The sequence below is a fragment of the Nocardia sp. NPDC049707 genome, from assembly GCF_040674855.1.
Taxonomy (GTDB): domain Bacteria; phylum Actinomycetota; class Actinomycetes; order Mycobacteriales; family Mycobacteriaceae; genus Nocardia.
In genome coordinates this window covers 70,050-90,829 of record NZ_JBFANN010000023.1, presented here as the reverse complement: position 1 = coordinate 90,829, position 20,780 = coordinate 70,050, and the positions used below count along the sequence as shown (strand labels likewise).

Below are 20,780 nucleotides of genomic sequence, written 5' to 3'. Positions count from 1 at the left end.
CGGTCGTCCCGTTAACAAATTGCCGGGTCTACTCGTCCTCGTCATCGCGGGCATCGGCCGGCCAACGCACTTCGCCCGATGGCCAACGTCAAGATCTGAACTCGGCGTCAACCACAGCCGACCGTACGACCTGCGAGCGCCGATCCTGATGGGAGATGCCCCCGACTCAGCGATCCGGTGAAGAAGCCTGGGCCCAAAAGCGTTTGGGAATGCGGCCCGCGCGGCGGGCGAGGTGACCTGCGTCGACCGCCGAGCGCATGGCCGCTGCCATGAGTGCGGGGTGCTGAGCGCGGGTGACGGCGGTGGCGAGCAACACGGCCGAGCAGCCGAGTTCCATGGCCAGCACAGCATCGCTGGCTGTGCCGATGCCCGCGTCGAGGATCACAGGTACGCCCGCACCGGCCACGATCATCTCGATATTGTGCGGATTGCCGATGCCGAGTCCGGTGCCGATCGGGGCGCCGAGTGGCATGACGGCGGCACAGCCCGCATCCTCCAGGCGGCGGGCCAGGATCGGGTCGTCGGTGGTGTAGGGCAGGACGACGAATCCGGCGTCGACCAATTGTTCTGCCGCGGTGAGCAATTCGATCGGGTCCGGGAGCAGCGTGCGCTCGTCGGCGATCACCTCGAGTTTGACCCAGTTGGTGTCGAGTGCCTCCGCGGCCAATTGCGCGGTGAGCACGGCCTCGGCGGCGGTACGGCAGCCAGCGGTATTGGGCAGCGGCATGATCTCGAGGCGTTTGAGCAGGTCGAGCACGCCGGTGCCGCCGACGGCATCGACCCGGCGCATGGCGACCGTGGTCAGCTCGGTGTCGGAGGCGACCAGCGCCTCCTCCAGGACGGCGAGATTCTCGGCGCCGCCGGTGCCCATGATCAGGCGGGAACCGAACCGCTTGCCCGCAATCTCCAGTGCCTCGGGGGTTTCCAGTGCATCAGCCACCCTGAACCGCCGTCAGCACTTCGATCTCCCAGCCGCGGCCGACCGGCTCGTCCCAGCGGGACTTCGGGAAGACCGCACCGTCCACCGCGAGCGCCACCCCCTGGCACGGCAACCCGAGACGATCGAGAAGTTCGCGCACCGTGAGGGATCGGTCGAACTCGTGGTCCTGCCCGTTCACAGTGACACCGATGGGGACCGAGGTCATCGAACTCCTCCTACAGGTATGGCGACCGACAGCGGGTGCGCCGTCGAAAAACGTTGGGTGTCGGCGGCCTTCGCAGCCTCGAGCGGTGCGCCGTCGAGCAGGCTCAACACCGCGTCGACGGTGAGCGCGACCGCGAGCATGCCATTGCGGCCGTGGCCGGTGGCCGCCACGATCCGATCGGTGAGCCGCCCGATCAAAGGCAGGTTGTCGGGGGTGCCCGGCCTGGATCCGGCACTCGCCTCGGCCAATTCGTATTCGCCGATACCGGGCAGCACCGCCTCGGCGTCGGCGATCAGGTCGCGGACTCCGGCGACGGTCACCGTCGTGTCGTAGCCGGCCTCGTATTGTGTTGCGCCGACGACGATTCCGTCCGCACGCGGCACCAGGTAGACCTGCCTGCCGTGCACCCGCGCGCGAATCACGCGCCGCGGCGGTGGTGTCGCACCCGGACGATGACGCAAGCGCAGGATCTCACCCTTCACCGGGCGGACCGGGAGTCCGGGCCACAGCCGCGACGATGCCGCGCCAGCGGCGAGCACGATCTGGTCCTGCGGCAGCGCGTCCATCGCTTCGACCGTTTCCGCGCGCACCTCGACTCCGGCTGTGCCGCAAGCCTTGTGGAGGGCATCGAGCAGTTTTCGATTATCGATGGCGGGTTCGGCGGTGGCGCGCAGACCGGCGCGCACGGTGCGTGCCAGCTCGGGTTCCAACGCGCGCACCCCGGCTCGGTCGAGCACCTCGAGCTCATGGCCGCGCGCACCCACCCATTCGGCCACCGTGCGCAGGTCGGCGGCGTCCGCGCCATCCAGCGCGACGGTCAGGGTTTCTTCGGCGACGAACACCGACACACCGGTCGTCGATTCGAGTCGCGCGGCGAATTCGGGCCAGCGGGCCAGCGAAGCGGCACCGAATTCCAGCACCAGGTCCTCCCCGGGCCAGCCCTCGGACAGTGGTGCGAGCATCCCCCCGGCAACCCAGGAGGCGCCGGATCCGACGGCGGGATCGAATACGGTGACCGACCAGCCCGCCTCGGCCGCCCGCCAGGCGGTGGCGAGTCCGATGGCGCCGCCACCGACGACCGCCAGAGTCCGCATTTGTTCCACCTGCCTCACTATTCGCATCCCCACCGTAGCGCGACTACGGTCGAGCACGTGCAACCCTCCCACCTGTCCCGGTCCCTATCGCCCAGGGAGCGTTTGGCTACCGCTCGGCTGTACCTGTGCACGGACGCGCGCAGGGAGCGGGGCGATCTGGCCAAGTTCGCCGAGGCCGCACTCGCTGGCGGTGTCGACATCATTCAGCTCAGGGATAAGGGTTCACCCGGTGAGGCGAAGTTCGGTCCGCTCGAGGCCAAGGCCGAGATCGGCGCACTCGCCGAATTGAAGGCCGCGGCCCGCAGGCACGGCGCACTGGTCGCGGTGAACGACCGCGCCGATATCGCGCTCGCCGCCAGCGCCGATGTGCTGCATCTCGGACAGAACGATCTGCCGCCGTGGTATGCGCGGCGCATTCTCGGCCCCGAGGTGGTGATCGGGCGCTCCACCAACAGCCGGGCGCAGGCCGGGCTCGCGGCGATCGACGAGCACATCGACTACTTCTGCACCGGGCCGGTCTGGGCGACGCCGACCAAGCCCGGACGTCAGGCGGCCGGCCTGGATCTGGTGCGCTCCACCGCCGACGCCCACCCGATCCGGCCGTGGTTCGCGATCGGCGGCATCGATGCCGAGCGGCTACCCGAAGTGCTGGCGGCGGGAGCGGAACGCGTTGTCGTGGTGCGCGCGATAACCGAGGCGCGTGATCCGGAGGCGGCGGCGCGGCATCTCAAGGCAGCGCTGCTGGAGAACGCGCACCGCGGCTGAGAGTCCCCGCGCCCGTTCACTGCTCGACTCGGCTGCGATTGCCGAGCGCGATCTCAGCCCGGCGCTGCTCGAATCGGCCGATGTGCTGCGCGATCTCGAGGTGACGCTGCTCTGCTCAGCCCGACCGACACTTGCGCGAGCGATCTCGAAATGACGCTGCTCGCCAATGCTCAGCCCGACACAGACTTGCCGCGCGCAATCTCGAAATCACGCTGCGCGCCAATGCTCAGCCCGACACAGACTTGCCGCGCGCGATCTCGAAAAGACGCTGCCCGCGAATGCTCAGCTCAGCCGAGGCCTGCTCAGCGCGATCTCCAAGCGGTGTTGCTTCATGATCACGCTGCGGTGAGCGCATGACCTCAGCGAAATCTGACGTTTCTGCGACGCACAGGCTGAGAGCCGCCTTCAGGACAGCAACTGAACACGGGTGAGCGACAAGATCGAATCGGCCGCTGCGGTCTCCGCATTCGCATCGGGCGCGGCATTCGTCGCATCCATCTGCGCGTCGACGATACGGGCGTAGGCACCGGGTCCATCGGGATCCGCGTGCAACCAGACGAAGCCCTGATCGGCGAGGTCGACGGTGCGGGGCAGCGCGGCCGCCACCGTATCGGTGTCGTCCACAGCTATTTCGTCGAGGCGGACGCGTGCCGGAGCCGCGCGCAGCGTCGGCCAGGAGGCGGCGAAGCCGGGGTGCAGCGGATGACTGTCGACCTCATCCTCGGGGACCCAGGCCAGCGCACTGCTCTCCCGATTGCAACTCGTCGGCAGCGTCATCAAGGCATCGGCCACGACAGTGGTGTACGTCCAGCCGCTCGATGCCGTCGTGGTGACTCGCTCGCCGCGCACCCGAACATCGGCGGGATCGATGCCCGCTTCCTCCCATGCCTCGCGGACCGCCGCGTGCACCGGGGTCTCGTGGCTGTCGCGGGCGCCGCCGGGCAGCGCCCAGGTACCGCCCTGATGACTCCACAGCGCGCGGTGCTGCAATAACACCGCCGAACCGCCGCCCGCGAGCGGGGCGCGCAGCAGCAGTCCGGCGGCGCCGAAGCGGCCCCAATGCCGTAATCCGTCCGAATCGTGTGACCAACCGTCACCGTCACCACGCATCTGGTTACCATCCTCATCCAGCCGTAGCGAAGGTATTCCACACGCCACGGCGCCGGTAAGACCACAATAAGCTCCCAGCAAGAGCACCACGTGCGCACCAACCGGGGAGGTGGAGATGGCAGCGCTCGAGTCGACGACGGCCCCGCGGCCGCCGTCGGTCACGGCCGATGGCGGACCCGAGCGGGTGGACGTCCCGCGCGAAGCAGGGTTACGCGCCCATCTGGACCCAGCCAACCTACGATCCTTCGCACTGTCGACCCCAGGCCGGCTCATTGCCATCGGCCTACTGCTCATCGGTGTGTGCCTGGCCGCGGGCACGATGACCGCCGCGACAGTGAGCGATCGCCAACAGGCACTCGACATCCTGCTCGACAACACCGAGCCGGACGCGAACTCGTCCCATCACCTCTACACCTCGCTGTCCATCGCCGACGCCGCGGCGAGTACCGCATTCATCGCGGGCGGCCTGGAACCGGAGGCCGTGCGCGATCGCTACAGCCAGGCGCTCGGCGAGGCTTCCGCGGAATTGGTGACGCAAACGGGTCATACGGGCAGCAACGGCACCGACGATGGTCCCGATGCCCGACTGCGCACCGGCATCGCCACCGGCCTGCCGGTCTATTCTGGTCTGGTCGAAACCGCCCGAGCGAACAATCGCAACGGGTACCCGGTCGGCGCCGCGTATTTGAGCGAGGCATCGAATCACATGCAGACCGTCCTGCTGCCGATGGCCGCACAGCTGCAGGGCCATCGATCCGATGCCGTCAGCGCGGCGCAGCGGCATCACGTACAGCCGCCGTGGGGCCCGATCGGCTTGCTGATCCTGGCGCTGGGCGCGCTGGTCTGGGCGCAGTTCGATCTGTCGAAGCGCTGGCACCGCGTGCTCAACCCGGGACTGCTGCTCGCCTCGGCCGCGATGCTGATCCTCTTGGCCTGGACGGTGACCGCCGGATCCGTTTCGGCCACGGATATGATCGCTGGCCGCGACCACGGCGCGGTGCCGAGCTCCCGTTTGACCGAAAGCCGCATCCTGACCCAGCAGGCCCGGGCGGCGGAGACGCTGAAGTTGGTGCGCCGCGACGCCACCGGCGACTACGACCGGACCTACGAGTCGAGTGTCACCCGGCTCGACGAGCTACTCAGCGGCTATCCCTCGGATGCGCCGGCGTCCGAGGAGATCACGCAGGCCCGTGCGGCACTCACCCGTTGGCGAGCGGCCCATCAGCGCATGAACGATTCTCTCGCGCGCGGCGACTTCGTCGGGGCGGCGACGGTGACGACCGGGCCGGGCGCGGCGGATGCCGCGGCACAGGTGGACTCGCTGGACCGCGCCCTTGGAGTGGGTTTGGACGCGACGCGCAAAACGTTGCGCGACAACATCTCCGGTGCGGCTCGAGCACTGGACTTCCTGGCACCGGGCGCGATGGTGCTGGGGATACTCGCCGCGGGCTATGTCGGCCTCGGTATCTGGCCGCGACTTCGGGAGTACCGATGAACCGTGTGCGCGGGCTGCTCGCCGCGCTCGCCGCAATCACCCTGCTCGCCGGGTGCGCCGCGGGCGCGGACACGATCGATGCCAAGACCGCCAAATACACCGAACCACCGCTGCCCGCCAAGGCCGTTTCGATTCCGACCGACGCGCCGATTCCACCGGTGCGCGACGAGTACTGCGGCGATCCGACCGCGAGCCTGCGGCCCACCGGGGCGGGCGCGGCCGCCCGCGGACCGACCATCGATGCGATTCGCGCCCGCGGTCGGCTGGTGGTCGGCTTGGATACCGGAAGTAACCTCTTCAGCTTCCGGGATCCGGTCAGCGGCACGATTATCGGTTTCGATGCCGATATCGCCAGGGAGGTCGCCCGCGATCTGCTCGGCAGCCCGGACCAGGTCGAGTACCGCAGTCTCGGATCGGCGGAGCGTGAGTCCGCGCTGCAGAATCATGTCGTCGATATCGTCGTAAAAACGATGACGGTCAATTGTGAACGGCGACAGAAGGTCAGCTTCTCCACCGTCTATCTCCACGCGAATCAGCGCGTGCTGGCCGTGAAGAACTCCGGCATCCGAAGTCTGGCCGATTTGGCGGGTAAGCGGGTGTGCATCGTATCCGGCACCACCTCGTTGGACCACATGCGCCGCGAACAGCCCGCCGCGACCATCCTCACCGTACCCACCTGGGCCGACTGTTTGGTGGTACTGCAACAGCGTCAAGTCGACGCGATCAGCACCGACGACGCCATCCTGGCGGGTCTCGCCACGCAGGACTCGTCGTACACCGAGTTGGTCGGCCCCAGCATCAGCGTCGAGCCCTACGGCATCGGAATACCCAAGGGCAAGGACGATCTCGTCCGCTTCGTCAACGGCACGCTGGAGCGTATCCGCACCGACGGCACCTGGGTTCGGCTATACCAGCAATACCTGATCGCTCTTGGGCCGGTCCCCACCCCGCCCGCCCCGACCTATCAGGACTGACGGCGATGACATCACGACACGATGCCGCCGATTCGACCGAAAGCGAGCCGCAGGAAACCACCGAATACACCGTGACAACGGCGCGGCAGTACCGCGCCGCCGCCGAGACGATCCGCCAGCAATCCACCTACCGCGAAACCATTCGCCGCGATGATATGGCCGCCGAATTCACCGTCGGCGCATGGAATGCCCCGGAGCCGACCTCGGCCGCCACCATGCGCACCTCCGGCCGCAGCGTGCGCACCGCACGCTCGCGACCGACGACGCGCAAACTCGGCGCCGGACTGGTCACGATTCCGAATATCGCGCCCGCCGATCCACGCACCGCGGTGCTCGCCGATCCCGTTGTCTCCGAGGGCAGGCGCTTCTGCTGGCGCTGCGGCAACCCGGTCGGCCGCGCCACCGCGACCCGCCCCGCGACAACCGCGGGGACCTGCGAAACCTGCGGTGCGCCATACGATTTTCGCCCGTCGCTGCACGAGGGCGATATCGTGTCGAGCCAGTACGAGGTCCAGGGCTGTATCGCGCACGGCGGGCTCGGCTGGGTCTACCTCGCGATCGACCGCAATGTCAGCGACCGCTGGGTGGTGCTGAAGGGATTGCTGCATGCGGGCGATACCGAGGCGCAGGCCGTGGCCGTGGCCGAACGGCAATTCCTCGCCGAGGTGGCACATCCCAGCATCGTCAAGATCCACAACTTCGTCGAGCACACCGGCCCGGACGGCGAGTCGATCGGCTACATCGTCATGGAGTACGTCGGCGGCCGCTCACTGCGCGATATCCTCTACACCTACCCGCGGCCGCAGCGCATGCCGGTGCCCGAGGCGATCGCTTATCTCCTGGAAATCCTGCCCGCGCTGGAGTATCTGCATTCGATCGGATTGGCCTACAACGACCTCAAACCCGACAACATCATGGTCACCGAGGATCAGGTCGAACTCATCGACCTCGGTGCCGTCACCACCCTCGATGCCTACGGAAACCTCTACGGCACCAGGGGTTTTCAGGCACCTGAGATCGCCAGGACCGGACCGACGGTGGCCTCGGACATTTACACCGTCGGACGGACGCTGGCCGCGCTGACGCTGAGCATGCCGATGGAACAGGGCCGCTATCTCGACGGTATTCCCGACCCCGCCGACCATCCGGTACTCGAACGCTACGAGTTCTTCCATCGCCTGCTGCTGTGCGCGACCGATCCGGATCCCGAGCGCCGCTTTCCCTCCGCACGGGTCATGTCGGCCCAGTTGGCCGGGGTACTGCGCGAGATCCTGTCCGCGGAGACCGGTGTCGACCATCCACAGTTGTCCACAGTTTTCAGTCCACAGCGCGGCAGCTTCGGCACCGAGGAGTTGATCAGCCAGACCGACGCGTATGCCGATGGCATTGCCAGGAGCAACCTGCTGCGCGCCCGCGAAGTGGCTGTGGCACTCGCGGTTCCGCTCATCGATCCAACAGACGCGTCGGTGCCGGTGCTCGCGGCCCTGGCACATCCGCAGCCGCGCGACGCGCTGGCGGCGTTGCAGGAGGCACATGAACGCACTGTGACCGATCCCGAAAAGGCCCCGGAGAAACGGGATCTGGAGCTGACACTGGCCGAGGCCAGGCTACGGCTCGAACTCGGCGAATCGGCGGAGGTGCTGGATATGCTGTCGCGGCTGCCCGACGATCACGATTGGCGCATCGACTGGTACCTGGGCCAAGCCCGGCTGCTGGAGTTGGATTATCAGCGGGCCTATGACAGCTTCGACGCGGTGCTGCGGGTACTTCCGGGCGAGATCGCACCGAAGCTCGCACTCGCGGCGACCGCGGAACTCGTTCTACAGCACTGGGATTCGGCCGATCCGGAGCAATGGCGAACGCATGCGGAGAAGTTCTACGCCACCGTCTGGCGCACCGACCGCGCCGCGGTGAGCGCGGCATTCGGCCTGGCCAGACAGTCGGCCGCGGTGGGGCGGGTCGACGAGGCGGTGCGTGCACTCGACGAGGTGCCCGCCGCCGCCCGGCACTACACAACGGCCCGGATGACCGCGGTGTGGCTGCTGCTGACCGCCGCCCCGATCGCCGAACTCCCCGAATCCACCCTGCACATCGCGGCCTCGCGCGTCGCCGGCCTGCCCAGCGGGGAGGGCCGCGCGACCCAGTTGCGCGTGCTCGTTTTCGGCGCCGCCCTGGCCTGGCTGCAATCGGGCAATACGCCCGCCAACGACGAGGCGACCCTCTTCGGCGCGCCGTTCACCGAGCGCCAGCTGCGCGCGGGCACCGAGGCCGGACTGCGCGCACTGGCCCGCAGCGCCCCCGGCCGCAATCACCGCTACGCCCTGGTCGACCTGGCGAACTCGATCCGCGCCAAGACCTGGATCTAGATTCGCGGCCGGAAAACTGGTCTCGTATGAGCATGGGTAACTCATCGGGTACCCCGGAGAACCGAGCGACACTCGCAGCCGCCGGCCCGCGACGACAGGTCCCGCCTCGCAACGACCGGCAAAGGCCTGGGGAGGCGGGGAGCACCCGGCCGGGAGGGAAGGCCGGCCGGGCTCGGATCCGGCTTCGCGCAGCAGTCGAAACGCCACTGAATCCCCCGGGTTCCGCGCGCTCGCGGCCCGCACCGGGGGCAGCCAGCGCGGGCATATCGAGAGTGGCGAGGGCATCGCGGTCCCGATAGCGGCGGTTGGACCGGCACCGGTTTCGGCGTCCGGCGCGAACCCGATCCGACACCAATGCTGCCGCACCGTCTGTGAGGATTCCGTGAGGTTTGCCAAGGGCGCTCCCCTAGCCTCAGCCAGCGCCCTGAGCTGTGACAACACGGTGCGCGGCCTGCGCGATCGCCAATTCCTCATTGGTCGGCACCACCAGCACGGCGATCTCGGCACCCGGTGCCGAGATATACCGGGCAACACGGTCCTCGGCGACATTGCGGTCCGGATCGACGTCGATACCGAAGCGGGACAGCCCGGCGAGCGCGTCGGCGCGGACCTGCGGGCTGTTCTCACCGACGCCCGCGGTGAAGGTGATGGCGTCGACACCGCCGAGCTCGATCAGGTAGGCGCCGAGATAGCGGCGCATGCGGTGGATGTACACGTCGTAGGCCAGGCGGGCCGCGGCGTCGCCCGCGTCGATGAGCCGCTGCAACTCACGGAAGTCGTTGACCCCGGATAGGCCCTTGAGTCCGGCATTGCGGTTCAGCATTTCGTCGATCTGGTCGATACTCAGCTGAGCCGAGCGGGCCAGATGCGCGATGATCCCGGGATCGAGATCGCCGCCCCTGGTGCCCATCACCAACCCCTCCAGCGGGGTGAGGCCCATGGTGGTATCGATCGGGTGTCCGCCGCGGATGGCCGATGCCGATGCGCCGTTGCCGAGGTGGAAGATGATCTGGTTCAGCTCGGCCGGATCTCGCTCGAGCAGCGCGGCGACCCGGCCCGAAACGTACTCATGCGAAGTGCCATGGAATCCGTACTTCCGAATGCCATGCGCGGCAGCGAGTTTCGCGTCGATGGCATAGGTCTTGGCGGCACCGGGCAGGCCATGGAAGAACGCGGTATCGAAGACCGCCACCTGCGGTACGCCGGGCAGCAGTGCACGCGCGCTCTCGATGCCCGCCACATTCGCCGGATTGTGCAGCGGTGCAAGCGAAGACAACTCGGAGATGGCCGCGACAACAGCGTCATCGATCAGCGTCGGCTGGTAGAACACCTCGCCGCCGTGCACCACCCGGTGCCCGACCGCGCGCACACCGGCCGCGGCCAGATCGTGGCCGGATTCGGCGAACATCTGGAAAACCAGCCGCAGCCCCGCGGCGTGATCGGCGATCGGCCCGCGATGTTCGAAGATTCGGCCATCGACCTGATGCTCGATCCCGGCGTGCTCCTCGCCGATCCGATCGACCATGCCGGACGCGGCGACCACACCCGACTCCGGGTCCAACAGTTGGTATTTGATCGACGACGAACCGGAATTGAGCACCAGCACCATGTCATCGTTCATACCAGTACCTCCTGCATCGCGCGCGTCGCCCGCACTCGATCAGCAACCGCGGATCGGGCCGCATTGTTCCGCTCTGTGCCGCACGACACCGACACCCGGCACCCCGCGCACATCAGCCCTCCTGCGCCTGGATCGCCGTGATGGCCACCGTATTGACGATGTCGGCGACGAGGGCACCGCGGGACAGATCGTTGACCGGTTTGCGCAGCCCCTGCAGCACCGGGCCGATCGCGATCGCACCGGCGCTGCGCTGGACCGCCTTGTAGGTGTTGTTACCGGTGTTGAGGTCCGGAAATATGAAGACCGTTGCGCGCCCGGCCACTTCGGAGTCCGGAAGTTTGGTGGTGGCCACGGCGGGTTCGATCGCGGCGTCGTACTGGATCGGGCCCTCCACCAGCAGTTCCGGCGCGCGCTCGCGGACCAGTTTGGTCGCTACCCGCACCTTGTCCACATCGACGCCGCTGCCGGATTCACCGGTCGAATAGGACAGCATCGCGACGCGCGGGTCGATGCCGAAGCGGGCCGCGGTGTGTGCGGAGGAGATCGCGATATCGGCCAGCTGCTCCGAGGTCGGATCGGGCACGACGGCGCAGTCACCGTAGGCGAGCACGCGATCGGCCAGGCACATGAGGAACACACTGGAGACCGTGGAGACACCGGGCACGGTCCTGATGATCTCGAAGGACGGCCGGATGGTGTGCGCCGTGGTGTGCGCGGCACCGGAGACCATGCCGTCGGCTATGCCCTTGTGCACCATCATGGTGCCGAAATACGAGATATCGGCGATGGTTTCGCGGGCGCGCTCCAGTGTCATGCCCTTGTGCTTGCGCAGTTCGGTGTATTCCGAGGCGAATTCGTCGAGGTAATCGGAGGTGCGTGGATCCAGTACCCGCGCGGCCGAGATATCGACGCCGAGTTCCGCGGCACGGGCGCGCACCGCCGCCTCGTCGCCGAGAATGACCAGATCCGCGATCTTGCGCTGCAATACGCGTCCGGCAGCGCGCAGAATTCGGTCGTCGTCGCCCTCGGGCAGCACAATGGTCTTGCGGTCGGCCCTGGCGCGTTCGATCAGCTGATATTCGAACATCTGCGGTGTCACCACCGACGTACCCCGAATCTCGATGCGCTGCAACAACTCCGACGCATCGACATGCTGTTCCATCAGGGCAAGCGCGGTATCGACCTTGCGCGGGCTGCCCGCCGACATGCGGCCCCGGGTGCGGTAGGCGGCGCTGGCGGTGTCGTAGGTGCCCAGGTCGGTGGTGAGGATCGGCAGCTTGGGTTTGAGGCCGTCCATCAGCCTGGCGACGGCCGGATGCGGCAGCATGCCACCGTTCATGATGATGCCCGACAGCGACGGAAAGCCTTCCGCCTCATGCGCATTCACGACACTGAGCAGCACGTCGGGTCGATCGCCCGGCGCGATGACGACGACACCGTCGACCAACCGCTCCAGAATATGTTCGGCCGTCATGCCACCGACCATGACTTTCAAGGCCTCACGCTGCAGCAATTCCACATCGCCGCTGTACATTTCGCCGCCGATCGCGGTACACAGCTCGGCCATGGTCGGCGAAATCAGCAGCGGCACTTCGGGTAGCGTCCAAGACGGGACGTCGAAGCCGGTCAGCGCGGCACCGACCGCATCCAATTGCTCCGGTACGCAACGGTTCGCGATGATGGCCACCAGGTGCGCGTGTTCGAGGGACAGCTCGTTCGCGCACAGCTCGGCCAGCTGTTTGACCTCGTCCGGGGTCCGGCCCGCACCGCGCAGCACCAGCAGTACGGGCGCGCCGAGGTTCACCGCGATACGCGCATTGAAGCGCAGCTCGCTCGGACTGGCCACATCGGTGTAGTCGCTGCCGACGATCACCACCGCATCGCACTGCTTCGCGACCTCGTGGAAGCGCATCACGATCTCACTGATCGCGGCATCCGGATCCGCGTGCACCTGCTCGTAGGTGACGCCGACGGCTTGCGCGTAATCGATATCAGCGGTGCTGTGCTCGAGCAGCAGTTCCAGGATGTAATCCGGCTCGGTGGTCGAGCGGGTGATCGGCCGGAATACGCCGACCCGGGCGGTCGTCGCGCACAGCATCTGGAGCATGCCGAGGGCCACCGTCGATTTTCCGGTGTCACCCTCCGGAGATGCGATGTACACAGCGGATGGAGCGGAATCGGCCATGTTCGAGAGCTTAGTAAACCCGCGGCTACGTGGACCGGGCGGCGAGACGCGATCAGGAATTCCTATTCGCACCGATCCGGATATAGTCCGGGGATGGCTGAGGAGTTCCCGAAACGGCAGTGGGGTTCGAACACCAATTTTCTTGCCCGCCTGGCGACCGAACTCGCGTCCACCAAACCCGGTTCGTGGCTGATTCGGACGGTCGCACCGCTGGATCGGGTCATCCTCGAGCGCACTGCCGCCAAGTACACGCTGCTCGGCCCGATCGGCGCCCCGGTCATGCTGCTGACCACCACCGGCCGCAAATCCGGTGAACCGCGCACCCAGCCGCTGCTCTGCCTGCACGACGGCGACACGATCTACGTGATCGGTAGCAACTTCGGTCAACACCACCATCCGGCCTGGACCGCCAACCTGCTGGCCAACCCGAATGCCACCGTCGCGATCGCGGGCCAACGCATCCCCGTACGCGCCACCCTGGTCGAATCCGACAAGGACGCCGTCTTCGCCCGCTTCGTCGAGATCACCAGCGCCTACCGCGTCTACCGCACTCGCACCACCCGAGACCTCCGCATCTTCGCCCTCACCCGCACCTGACCAGCCGCATCCTGCCGACCGGCGGACTGGCCGGGCTGCGGCGTCCGGCCGAGTGTCGGCGGGCGGGCCCATCGATACTCGGCCGGAACGACCGAGGCAGGAACGATCCCGACTCAGCCCAGGGCGCGCAGGCGCGGAGCCAGATCGCGCTGGAAGAGGTCGAGGAAGCGGGACTGGTCATGGCCGGGGGCGTGGAAGACCAGATGGTTGAGGCCGGCGTCGAGGTACGGCTTGATCTGTTCGACGGCCTGGTCCGGATCATTGGCGACGATCCAGCGCTTGGCGATCTGCTCGATCGGCAGGGCGTCGGCGGCGGCCTCCATCTCGATCGGGTCGGTGATGGAGTGCTTCTGCTCAGCGGTGAGCGAGAGCGGGGCCCAGAAGCGCGTATTCTCCAGGGCCAGTTCGGGATCGGTGTCGTAGGAGATCTTGATCTCGATCATCCGGTCGATCTGCTCGACAGCGCGGCCGGCCTTGGCGGCGCCCTCCGCGACGGCGGGCATCAACTTCTCGGTGTAGAGGTCCATACCCTTGCCGGAGGTGCAGATGAAACCGTCACCGGCACGGCCCGCGTAACGCGCGACCAGCGGTCCGCCCGCGGCGATATAGATCGGAATGCCGCCCTTGGGCACGTCGTAGATCGAGGCGCCGACGGTCTTGTAGTACTCGCCATCGAAGTCGGTGCGCTCACCGGTCCACAGTGCGCGCATGAGGTCGACGGATTCGCGCAGCCGAGCGAAACGCTCCTTGAATTCCGGCCATTCGCCGGTGTAGCCGGTGGCGATCTCATTGAGCGCCTCACCGGTGCCGACACCGAGCATGATGCGGTCCGGGTACAGACACCCCATGGTCGCGAAGGCCTGCGCGATCACGGCGGGGTTGTAGCGGAAGGTCGGGGTGAGCACCGAGGTGCCGAGTTGGATGCGCTTGGTGCGCTCACCGACCGCGGCCATCCAGGCCAGCGAGAACGGCGCATGTCCGCCCTTGTGCCGCCACGGCTGGAAATGGTCGCTCACGGTCGCGCTGTCGAGGCCGTGTTCCTCGGCCAGCACGGCGATTTCCACCAATTCCCGCGGCCCGAACTGTTCTGCCGACGCCTTGTATCCGAGCTTGAGATCACCCATATGCGCCACTCCTGTCACTTCGCTCAACGGTCCGTGCGGGAGGGTTCCGCACACCTTCGGCCGCCTGAATCCCACGACCGCAACCCGGTACAACCGCAAGCGCGACACCGGAGTTCCCGCGCCTCGATCGGCCTACCTGAGCGCTGCGCGATCGTTCCTCACACGGCCTCCCCTTGACCATAGTCAGCGCACCACCTCGACGTGTGCATGGTCACCTCCTGCTGTCGCATACCCCGCGAACACGGCAGCAAGCCTCTGCTCCATCGTGACTACTTTCTGGCCTATCGAGACACACTCACCGACAGGCCGGTCAGTGTCCGGGATGTCCTGTCACCGGTGTGTCAGGGATTGCGCTCGCCGCCCCGGCGGAGCCGTTTCCTGTCACTGATGGTGTACAAGGCCACACCGGCGACGATCATCAGGATCGGCCAGGTGATCAATCCAAGGGGACCGACGAACAGCGGATCGGGCACGTGATCGGCGGCAGAGATGAGCCGAGGCAACGGTAGCGCGAACTCGTTCAGCCCCAGATGGGCTGCGACTGCGGGCCACACCGAATGTGTCCGTATCCGGATCACGGCGATCACGGCGCCGGTGCCGACTGCCACTGCCACGGCCATCGGCACCGCAAGGTACAGCGGGTGGCCAGGATAGCTGCCGCCAAGGGCGGTCATCGGAAGATGCCACAAACCCCACAGCACGCCGCCGAGGCAGATACCGGCCACCGGGCCGAAGCGTAATGTCAACCGCGGCATCATGTATCCCTGCCAACCGATCTCCTCGCCGAGGTACAGCGGCAGCGAGATCACCGCCGACAGCGGCAGGACCAGCAGCGACCACCACGACTGCGGCCACGCCGGGTGGTACGCACCGAGCAGCGCGGCGGCTATCAAGCCCAGGGCCGTGATCGCAGGGAGCGTCGCGGTCGCGCGGAGACTTTGAACAAGTACACGCCGCCGGGAACCGGAATCGGGCACACCCAGTGACAGCAACCGGGGCACGCTCCGCCACGGATGGCGCAGACGGGTCAGCACGATCGCCACCACGGCGGGCACCACCATCATGGTGAACAGGCAGGCCGCCACCAGCGGTCCCGCGTGCTGTGCAGGTGCCGCCCGCCGAAATCCCGTCAGCCACAGCGGCGCTGCCACCAGCCACGCTCCGATATATGTCGCGGGGAGGAAATACCACAGTTCCCGGACGGCCCGACTGCGCGCATCGTGCCGGTGATGTGTTGCGGGCGAACGTAATCCATTGCTCTGTGTCACAGTCCGCAACGGTAGGCACGTCACCGCGGGGGCGCGGTGGGGCGATTACCCCGATCGATGGTGTAGCTCACTACACCGCGCCACCTTGACAGATATGCGTGCCGACAGTTGTATCGGCCCGACCGGGCGGAAGCCGGGCACGCCTAAGGGACACCCGGCCGATGCCGAGCGTGATCCATTACTGTTCGTCACGCCCGGCAACGTAGGTGCCGCACCGCGCCTACACAGTGTGATCATCACCCCGGTCGATGGTGGAGCCTGCTACACCGTCTCGGTATGTCGGGGATGAGAGACTCACGGGGTGGCTGGTGGCTGGTGGTATCGGGTGTGGGGAGCAGCCCGGTCCAGCCTCGTCACGTTCGGGTTGGGGTTGTACGCGATTATCGCGATACCGCTGCTGGTCTACAGCGCCGTTAGCTGCGTCGTGGGCATCGGATTCCTGCTTGTACCACCCCAGCTGTGGCTGCTCGGCCGGGTCGCGGATGCCGAACGGGTCCGTCTGAGCCACTCGTTGGGCAGCACACTCGAACCGCCGACGAACCGGCCTTTCCGATGGCTTCCCGCGCTTATTGTCGACCGAACTGTATGGCGCGAACTGCGCTGGGCTGTCGTCATGCTGTTCGGCGGAACATTGCTCGGTGCGGTGGGAATCGCCCTCGCCGTACTGCCGCTGCTCTGCTTCGCAGCGATATGGCTGTGGTGGTTGTTCCCCGCCGACGACCCGATTCGGATCGTCGCCAATGTGCCGATCACCGGATGGCTGTCCGCGTTCACGGTGGGAGTCGCCCAGTTGACGATCACCACGGCGGCGGCGATCGTGTGCGGGCCGTTCCTCGCTCGCTCGGGGTTGTGGATATCGCGGTCGGCCATGCGGGCAAGTGCGCGAATTCAACTGGCACAACAGGTCGCCGCGTTGCAACGCACCCGCTCGGGGGCGGTCGACGCGCACGCTGCCGATCTGCGCCGTATCGAGCGCGACCTGCACGACGGCACCCAGGCGCACCTGGTAGCCCTCGCGCTGCGGCTGGGTCTGGCCATGCGTGTGCTGCAACGGGATCCGGCAGCGGTCGCTCCGCTGCTGGAACAGGCCCGCGAGGGCGCGGAGGCCGCGATGAGCGACCTGCGGACGGTACTGCGATCCACCTATCCACCGATCCTGTCCGATCAGGGCCTCGACGGTGCGCTCGCCGCTGTGGCGGCGCGCTGCACCGTTCCGACCCGAATACTGGTCGCGATCGGCGACGGCATCCCCGCACCAGTGGAGGCGGCGGTGTATTTCGTTGTGACCGAGGCGCTGACCAATATCGACCGGCACTCGGGGGCCACCAGAGCACACGTCGACGTACGGATGGCCGACGACCACATCGTGGTCGAGATACACGACAACGGGCGCGGCGGCATCGATGAGTCAAGGGGCACCGGCGTGGCCGGCATGCGGCGCCGCCTGGAGGCGCTCGACGGCGTTCTCACCGTGGACAGCCCACCGGGGGGACCGACAATTCTGCAGGTAGCGTGCCCATGCGGATAGTGATCGCCGAGGACAATGCCGTTCTCGCCCAAGGGCTCGTGCTGCTGTTGCGTGCGGAAGGCCATGAGGTCGCCGCGGTCACCACCGACGGCGACTCGTTCGTCGACGCCGTGGTCGAACATCGGCCAGACGTCACCATCGTCGACGTACGACTGCCACCCACCTTCCGCCACGAGGGCATCCGTGCGGCGCTGCGAGTGCGTTCCCGCATCAGGGGACAACCGGTGCTCGTCTTCTCACAATATGTCGAGCACAGTTACGCGCGCGATCTGCTACGCGACGGTGGTGGTGTCGGCTACCTCTTGAAGGACCGCGTCGCACGAGTGGATGACTTTCTGCGTGCGTTGCACCACATCGCCGAAGGCGGCACCGTCATGGATCCCGAAGTGCTGGAACAACTCATGACCCGCCACGACCCGGTCGCCACCCTCACCGCCAGAGAACGCGAAGTCCTGGAACTGATGGCCCAGGGCTACGCCAACGGCGAAATCGCCCGCCTGCTGACCGTCACCGAGCGCGGCATCCACAAACACATCGGCAATATCTTCGCCAAGCTCGACCTCTCGACCGAGGACACCGGTCACCGCAGAGTCCTCGCCGTACTCGCCTACCTCAGGCGCTGACTGATTGATGTGCATTGGGTCCCCTACCTGCGCACGCGATGGAACGAGGGCTGCACCAATGCCACCGAGCTGTTCCACGCGTGCCGTTGACAGCGCACTGGATATGTGACCAGAAGTTCTGGTGCTCGAATTGGTGCGGGTGTGAGCAGCGCGGTGTGGGGATGGTCGCATCGAGGTCGGTATTCGCGCGCTGAGCGCGGGGATAGCTGACAATTTGACTTGTGAGCACAGCAAATGACGTGATTCTGTCCTACCTCACCGATATGGACGGGGTGTTGGTGCACGAGGACCATCTGGTGCCCGGCGCCGATAAGTTCCTTGCCGAACTGCGTAGCAAGGAGATCCCGTTTCTGGTGCTCACCAATAACTCCATCCGCACGCCGCGCGATCTGCAGGCCCGGCTGCGGCACACCGGACTCGATATTCCGGAGGAGGCGATCTGGACCTCGGCGCTGGCCACCGCGACCTTCCTCAACGACCAGCGCCCCCATGGCACCGCCTACGTGGTTGGCGAATCCGGACTCACCACCGCACTGCACGAAATCGGCTATGTGCTGACCGATAGCGACCCGGATTACGTGGTGCTCGGCGAAACCCGCACCTACTCCTTCGAGGCGATCACCACCGCGATCCGCCTGGTCGATCGGGGCGCGCGCTTCATCGCCACCAACCCGGACGCGACCGGACCGTCCCGCGAGGGTCTGCTCCCCGCAACCGGTTCGGTCGCCGCGCTCATCACCCGCGCGACCGGCAAGGAGCCGTACTACGTCGGCAAGCCGAACCCGCTGATGATGCGCTCGGCACTGCGCCGGATCGGCGCGCATTCGCAGTCGACCGTCATGATCGGCGACCGCATGGACACCGATATCGTCTCGGGCTTGGAGGCGGGCATGCGCACCGTCTTGGTCACCACCGGCATCTCCACCCGCGAATCCGTCGAGCAATTCCCCTACCGCCCAACCCTCGTCGTCGACTCCGTGGCCGACCTGGTCGGCCGAACCGACAACCCCTTCGCCTGACCGGCACGGATTCGCATGCCCACAAGCTGATGAGGGCGAAGTGGGTCGAGTGAGCGGATTCGCCCCCGCCTCGGTCCCGCAATGCTTACGGGCGCCGAGTATGAATCCTGAGAACCGGGTCGGGCGATCGTCGACGGGCGGGACCGCAGCCGGTGATCAGGTTTCTTCGGTGATTGCGTCCAGGGCAGCTGAGAGTCGAGTCAAGACCTGGACGGTCAGGGCGAATTGTTCGGGGCCGAGTTCGTCGGCGAGCCGTTTCGCCATGACCGCGTGGTGTGGGTTGATGCGTTTGATCGCCGCGCGGCCCGTGTCGGTAACCGCGACGAGTTTGGCGCGGCGATGGGCCGGATTCGGTTGGTATTCGGCAAGTCCCTTGTCCACCAAAAGGTCCGCGATGCGCTGCACGCTCTGCCGGGTGATTCCCATGGCTCGGGCGATTCCGGCCACCGGCAGCGGTTCGCGCAGCACCGCGCCGAGCACCTGCCACCACGCCGCGGTAATTCCGCCGGGAGCGGCCAATTCCTCTGCGATGGCAAGGAATTGACCGTTCAACTGGAATGAGGTGATAGCGACCGTCGCGAAGAGTTCCTGTTCGGGTGTGTCACTCATGTGACTTCCTTCTCGGCCGCACTACGTTCCATGACGATCGGAACTCCTCTTCTCCGTGCCCTTCCCGGATCGGCGGGTTGCCCCGGATTCTTCCTTACCTGGAAGCGGTGGCCCTTTGCGCCTCGTATTCGGAAAGTGCGGCGAAGCCCGCCGGATCGCTCTGGCCGAACAAGCGGTACCACGCATCCAGCACATGCGGCTCATAGACGTCGAGCCTGCGCAGCACCTCGCGGGCGAATTCGAAGGGCGCGGTCGGGCCCGCAGTAATGAGATCGCCGTCCAGTACCGCCGCCTGGTCGAGATAGCTATTGCTGCCCGAATATCCGCTGTAGGCAAGGTATTCCGCGGCGGCGCTGGTGTGCGCGTGCTTATCGAGCAGCCCTTCCTTCGCCAATCCGAAGGTGGCGCCGCAGATCGCCGCGACCGGAACGCCCGCGTCCAGGAACTCCCGCGCCTTGTGCGCGAAGGGCGCGAGTTCGCCCGTCTCCCAGGTGTCGGCGCCGGGCAGAATCAGCATTGCGCTCGCGGCGGGGATGAGATCGGCGAGCACCACATCCGGCACAATGCGCATCCCGCCGGTCGTGATGATCGGATCGGCAGTGCGCCCGACGGTCCGCACTTGGAAGGTTCCAGGCGCTTTCTGCCAGAGGGGCCTATTGATATGCGCGGTCGCGGCGCCGACCTCCCAGTCGGCCAGGGTGTCGTAGACGGCCATATGAACGATTTTCGAAGACATGACAGCATGCTGTCTTATTTGACAGCAGACTGTCAAGTGCTCAGCGTACCCGCTCGATTTTCGCCAAATGCGCGATATTCGCGCGATCCTCCACATCCGTACTCGGCTCACCACCGAACCACGCGTCCAGAATCTCGGTCAGCTCCGCCCTGGAAGTCGAACGCAGGCTCAGCGCAAGCACATTCGCGTCATTCCACTTCCGCGCACCAGCCGCCGTCACCGCATCACCGCACAGCGCGGCCCTGACCCCCGCGACCTTATTGGCGGCAATGGACGCACCCGTCCCGGTCCAACAGCACACCACCCCCTGCTCCGCCCGCCCCTCGGCCACATCCCGCGCCGCCGCCTCACTGGCCCAAGCCCAGTCGTCCCGCTCACTGTCCGACAGCGCGCCGTGCACCAGCGTCTCCAACCCGCGCCGCCCGAGCTCCTCCACCAGCTCCTCGGCCACCCCAACCCGCTCATCCGCCGCAACCGAAATTCGCATACCCCAAGCGTAATAACGCCCCTACTGCACAGCC

The 20,780-nt window shown here is 66.8% G+C and carries 19 protein-coding genes; 8 read left to right on the top strand and 11 right to left on the bottom strand.

The features are described 5' to 3' along the window. Window positions 1-166 precede the first annotated feature (166 nt). Genes AB0J29_RS21310 through thiO form a run of 3 tightly spaced genes read right to left on the bottom strand, consistent with a single transcriptional unit; the run spans window position 167 to window position 2,239 of the window. Window positions 167-928, bottom strand: coding sequence for a thiazole synthase (locus AB0J29_RS21310; RefSeq protein WP_364788773.1), 762 nt, complete (start codon window positions 926-928; stop codon window positions 167-169). A 4-nt stretch (window positions 929-932) separates the two neighbouring features. Next, a complete protein-coding gene (gene thiS / locus AB0J29_RS21305) occupies window positions 933-1,145 on the bottom strand; it encodes a sulfur carrier protein ThiS (protein WP_364499641.1) in 213 nt (70 codons plus the stop codon). Continuing rightward, entirely contained in the window at window positions 1,142-2,239 is a 1,098-nt protein-coding gene (gene thiO / locus AB0J29_RS21300; protein WP_364788676.1) for a glycine oxidase ThiO, read from the bottom strand. Before thiO ends, thiS begins: the two co-directional genes overlap by 4 nt. Before the next feature lie 57 nt (window positions 2,240-2,296). Between thiO and thiE the strand changes: the two genes are divergently transcribed. Then, window positions 2,297-3,004 (top strand): thiamine phosphate synthase, encoded by a 708-nt coding sequence (gene thiE, locus AB0J29_RS21295; protein WP_364788673.1) that lies wholly within the window; start codon window positions 2,297-2,299, stop codon window positions 3,002-3,004. Between the two features lie 405 nt (window positions 3,005-3,409). Here the strand turns inward: thiE and AB0J29_RS21290 are convergent, their stop codons facing one another. Continuing rightward, on the bottom strand, window positions 3,410-4,114 hold the full coding sequence (locus AB0J29_RS21290; protein WP_364788670.1) for an NUDIX hydrolase: 705 nt from the start codon (window positions 4,112-4,114) through the stop codon (window positions 3,410-3,412). Window positions 4,115-4,229: 115 nt separating this feature from the next. Between AB0J29_RS21290 and AB0J29_RS21285 the strand changes: the two genes are divergently transcribed. Genes AB0J29_RS21285 through AB0J29_RS21275 form a run of 3 tightly spaced genes read left to right on the top strand, consistent with a single transcriptional unit; the run spans window position 4,230 to window position 8,949 of the window. Further along, on the top strand, window positions 4,230-5,609 hold the full coding sequence (locus AB0J29_RS21285) for a hypothetical protein (protein WP_364788667.1): 1,380 nt from the start codon (window positions 4,230-4,232) through the stop codon (window positions 5,607-5,609). Beyond that, window positions 5,606-6,583, top strand: coding sequence for a glutamate ABC transporter substrate-binding protein (locus tag AB0J29_RS21280; RefSeq protein ID WP_364788664.1), 978 nt, complete (start codon window positions 5,606-5,608; stop codon window positions 6,581-6,583). The genes AB0J29_RS21285 and AB0J29_RS21280 overlap by 4 nt, the downstream gene beginning before the upstream one ends. Before the next feature lie 5 nt (window positions 6,584-6,588). Next, a complete protein-coding gene (locus tag AB0J29_RS21275) occupies window positions 6,589-8,949 on the top strand; it encodes a tetratricopeptide repeat protein (RefSeq protein ID WP_364788661.1) in 2,361 nt (786 codons plus the stop codon). A gap of 412 nt (window positions 8,950-9,361) precedes the next feature. Here AB0J29_RS21275 and AB0J29_RS21270 read toward each other — a convergent pair whose 3' ends face one another. Then, entirely contained in the window at window positions 9,362-10,570 is a 1,209-nt protein-coding gene (locus AB0J29_RS21270; RefSeq protein ID WP_364788658.1) for an acetate kinase, read from the bottom strand. Between the two features lie 112 nt (window positions 10,571-10,682). Beyond that, window positions 10,683-12,755: a phosphate acetyltransferase gene (gene pta, locus AB0J29_RS21265; RefSeq protein ID WP_364788655.1), complete on the bottom strand. Its 2,073-nt coding sequence runs from the start codon at window positions 12,753-12,755 to the stop codon at window positions 10,683-10,685. A gap of 93 nt (window positions 12,756-12,848) precedes the next feature. Here pta and AB0J29_RS21260 point away from each other — a divergent pair, with 93 nt between their 5' ends. Further along, window positions 12,849-13,352, top strand: a complete 504-nt coding sequence (locus AB0J29_RS21260; protein WP_364788652.1) for a nitroreductase family deazaflavin-dependent oxidoreductase — start codon at window positions 12,849-12,851, stop codon at window positions 13,350-13,352. 113 nt (window positions 13,353-13,465) lie between these two features. On the opposite strand, the gene fgd is transcribed toward AB0J29_RS21260, so the two are convergent. Both fgd and AB0J29_RS21250 read right to left on the bottom strand, forming a co-directional pair. Next, window positions 13,466-14,476 carry a glucose-6-phosphate dehydrogenase (coenzyme-F420) gene (gene fgd, locus AB0J29_RS21255; RefSeq protein ID WP_364788649.1) on the bottom strand — a complete coding sequence of 337 codons (1,011 nt, stop codon included), beginning with the start codon at window positions 14,474-14,476 and terminating at the stop codon, window positions 13,466-13,468. A 341-nt stretch (window positions 14,477-14,817) separates the two neighbouring features. After that, entirely contained in the window at window positions 14,818-15,744 is a 927-nt protein-coding gene (locus AB0J29_RS21250) for a type II CAAX endopeptidase family protein (protein ID WP_364788646.1), read from the bottom strand. 301 nt (window positions 15,745-16,045) lie between these two features. Here AB0J29_RS21250 and AB0J29_RS21245 point away from each other — a divergent pair, with 301 nt between their 5' ends. The 3 genes from AB0J29_RS21245 to AB0J29_RS21235 all read left to right on the top strand — a co-directional run bounded on the left by AB0J29_RS21245 (window position 16,046) and on the right by AB0J29_RS21235 (window position 18,914). Beyond that, entirely contained in the window at window positions 16,046-17,272 is a 1,227-nt protein-coding gene (locus tag AB0J29_RS21245) for a sensor domain-containing protein (protein WP_364788643.1), read from the top strand. After that, window positions 17,263-17,895 (top strand): response regulator transcription factor, encoded by a 633-nt coding sequence (locus AB0J29_RS21240; protein ID WP_364788640.1) that lies wholly within the window; start codon window positions 17,263-17,265, stop codon window positions 17,893-17,895. Before AB0J29_RS21245 ends, AB0J29_RS21240 begins: the two co-directional genes overlap by 10 nt. Window positions 17,896-18,158: 263 nt before the next feature. Next, window positions 18,159-18,914, top strand: coding sequence for an HAD-IIA family hydrolase (locus AB0J29_RS21235; RefSeq protein WP_364788770.1), 756 nt, complete (start codon window positions 18,159-18,161; stop codon window positions 18,912-18,914). A gap of 156 nt (window positions 18,915-19,070) precedes the next feature. Here the strand turns inward: AB0J29_RS21235 and AB0J29_RS21230 are convergent, their stop codons facing one another. From AB0J29_RS21230 to AB0J29_RS21220, 3 genes are all read right to left on the bottom strand, one after another. Next, window positions 19,071-19,523, bottom strand: a complete 453-nt coding sequence (locus AB0J29_RS21230) for a MarR family transcriptional regulator (RefSeq protein WP_364788636.1) — start codon at window positions 19,521-19,523, stop codon at window positions 19,071-19,073. A 94-nt stretch (window positions 19,524-19,617) separates the two neighbouring features. Then, a complete protein-coding gene (locus AB0J29_RS21225; RefSeq protein ID WP_364788633.1) occupies window positions 19,618-20,259 on the bottom strand; it encodes a DJ-1/PfpI family protein in 642 nt (213 codons plus the stop codon). A gap of 40 nt (window positions 20,260-20,299) precedes the next feature. After that, a complete protein-coding gene (locus AB0J29_RS21220) occupies window positions 20,300-20,746 on the bottom strand; it encodes an RpiB/LacA/LacB family sugar-phosphate isomerase (protein WP_364788630.1) in 447 nt (148 codons plus the stop codon). Window positions 20,747-20,780: the final 34 nt, after the last annotated feature.

Bases quoted from the DNA above. Each gene is read 5' to 3' on its own strand.
- AB0J29_RS21230 (WP_364788636.1), bottom strand. From the start codon at position 19,523: ATGAGTGACACACCCGAACAGGAACTCTTCGCGACGGTCGCTATCACC.
- pta (WP_364788655.1), bottom strand. From the start codon at position 12,755: ATGGCCGATTCCGCTCCATCCGCTGTGTACATCGCATCTCCGGAGGGT.
- thiS (WP_364499641.1), bottom strand. From the start codon at position 1,145: ATGACCTCGGTCCCCATCGGTGTCACTGTGAACGGGCAGGACCACGAG.
- AB0J29_RS21270 (WP_364788658.1), bottom strand. From the start codon at position 10,570: ATGAACGATGACATGGTGCTGGTGCTCAATTCCGGTTCGTCGTCGATC.
- thiO (WP_364788676.1), bottom strand. From the start codon at position 2,239: ATGCGGACTCTGGCGGTCGTCGGTGGCGGCGCCATCGGACTCGCCACC.
- fgd (WP_364788649.1), bottom strand. From the start codon at position 14,476: ATGGGTGATCTCAAGCTCGGATACAAGGCGTCGGCAGAACAGTTCGGG.
- AB0J29_RS21260 (WP_364788652.1), top strand. From the start codon at position 12,849: ATGGCTGAGGAGTTCCCGAAACGGCAGTGGGGTTCGAACACCAATTTT.
- AB0J29_RS21240 (WP_364788640.1), top strand. From the start codon at position 17,263: ATGCGGATAGTGATCGCCGAGGACAATGCCGTTCTCGCCCAAGGGCTC.
- AB0J29_RS21280 (WP_364788664.1), top strand. From the start codon at position 5,606: ATGAACCGTGTGCGCGGGCTGCTCGCCGCGCTCGCCGCAATCACCCTG.
- AB0J29_RS21290 (WP_364788670.1), bottom strand. From the start codon at position 4,114: ATGCGTGGTGACGGTGACGGTTGGTCACACGATTCGGACGGATTACGG.
- AB0J29_RS21285 (WP_364788667.1), top strand. From the start codon at position 4,230: ATGGCAGCGCTCGAGTCGACGACGGCCCCGCGGCCGCCGTCGGTCACG.
- AB0J29_RS21275 (WP_364788661.1), top strand. From the start codon at position 6,589: ATGACATCACGACACGATGCCGCCGATTCGACCGAAAGCGAGCCGCAG.
- AB0J29_RS21220 (WP_364788630.1), bottom strand. From the start codon at position 20,746: ATGCGAATTTCGGTTGCGGCGGATGAGCGGGTTGGGGTGGCCGAGGAG.
- AB0J29_RS21235 (WP_364788770.1), top strand. From the start codon at position 18,159: ATGGACGGGGTGTTGGTGCACGAGGACCATCTGGTGCCCGGCGCCGAT.
- AB0J29_RS21225 (WP_364788633.1), bottom strand. From the start codon at position 20,259: ATGTCTTCGAAAATCGTTCATATGGCCGTCTACGACACCCTGGCCGAC.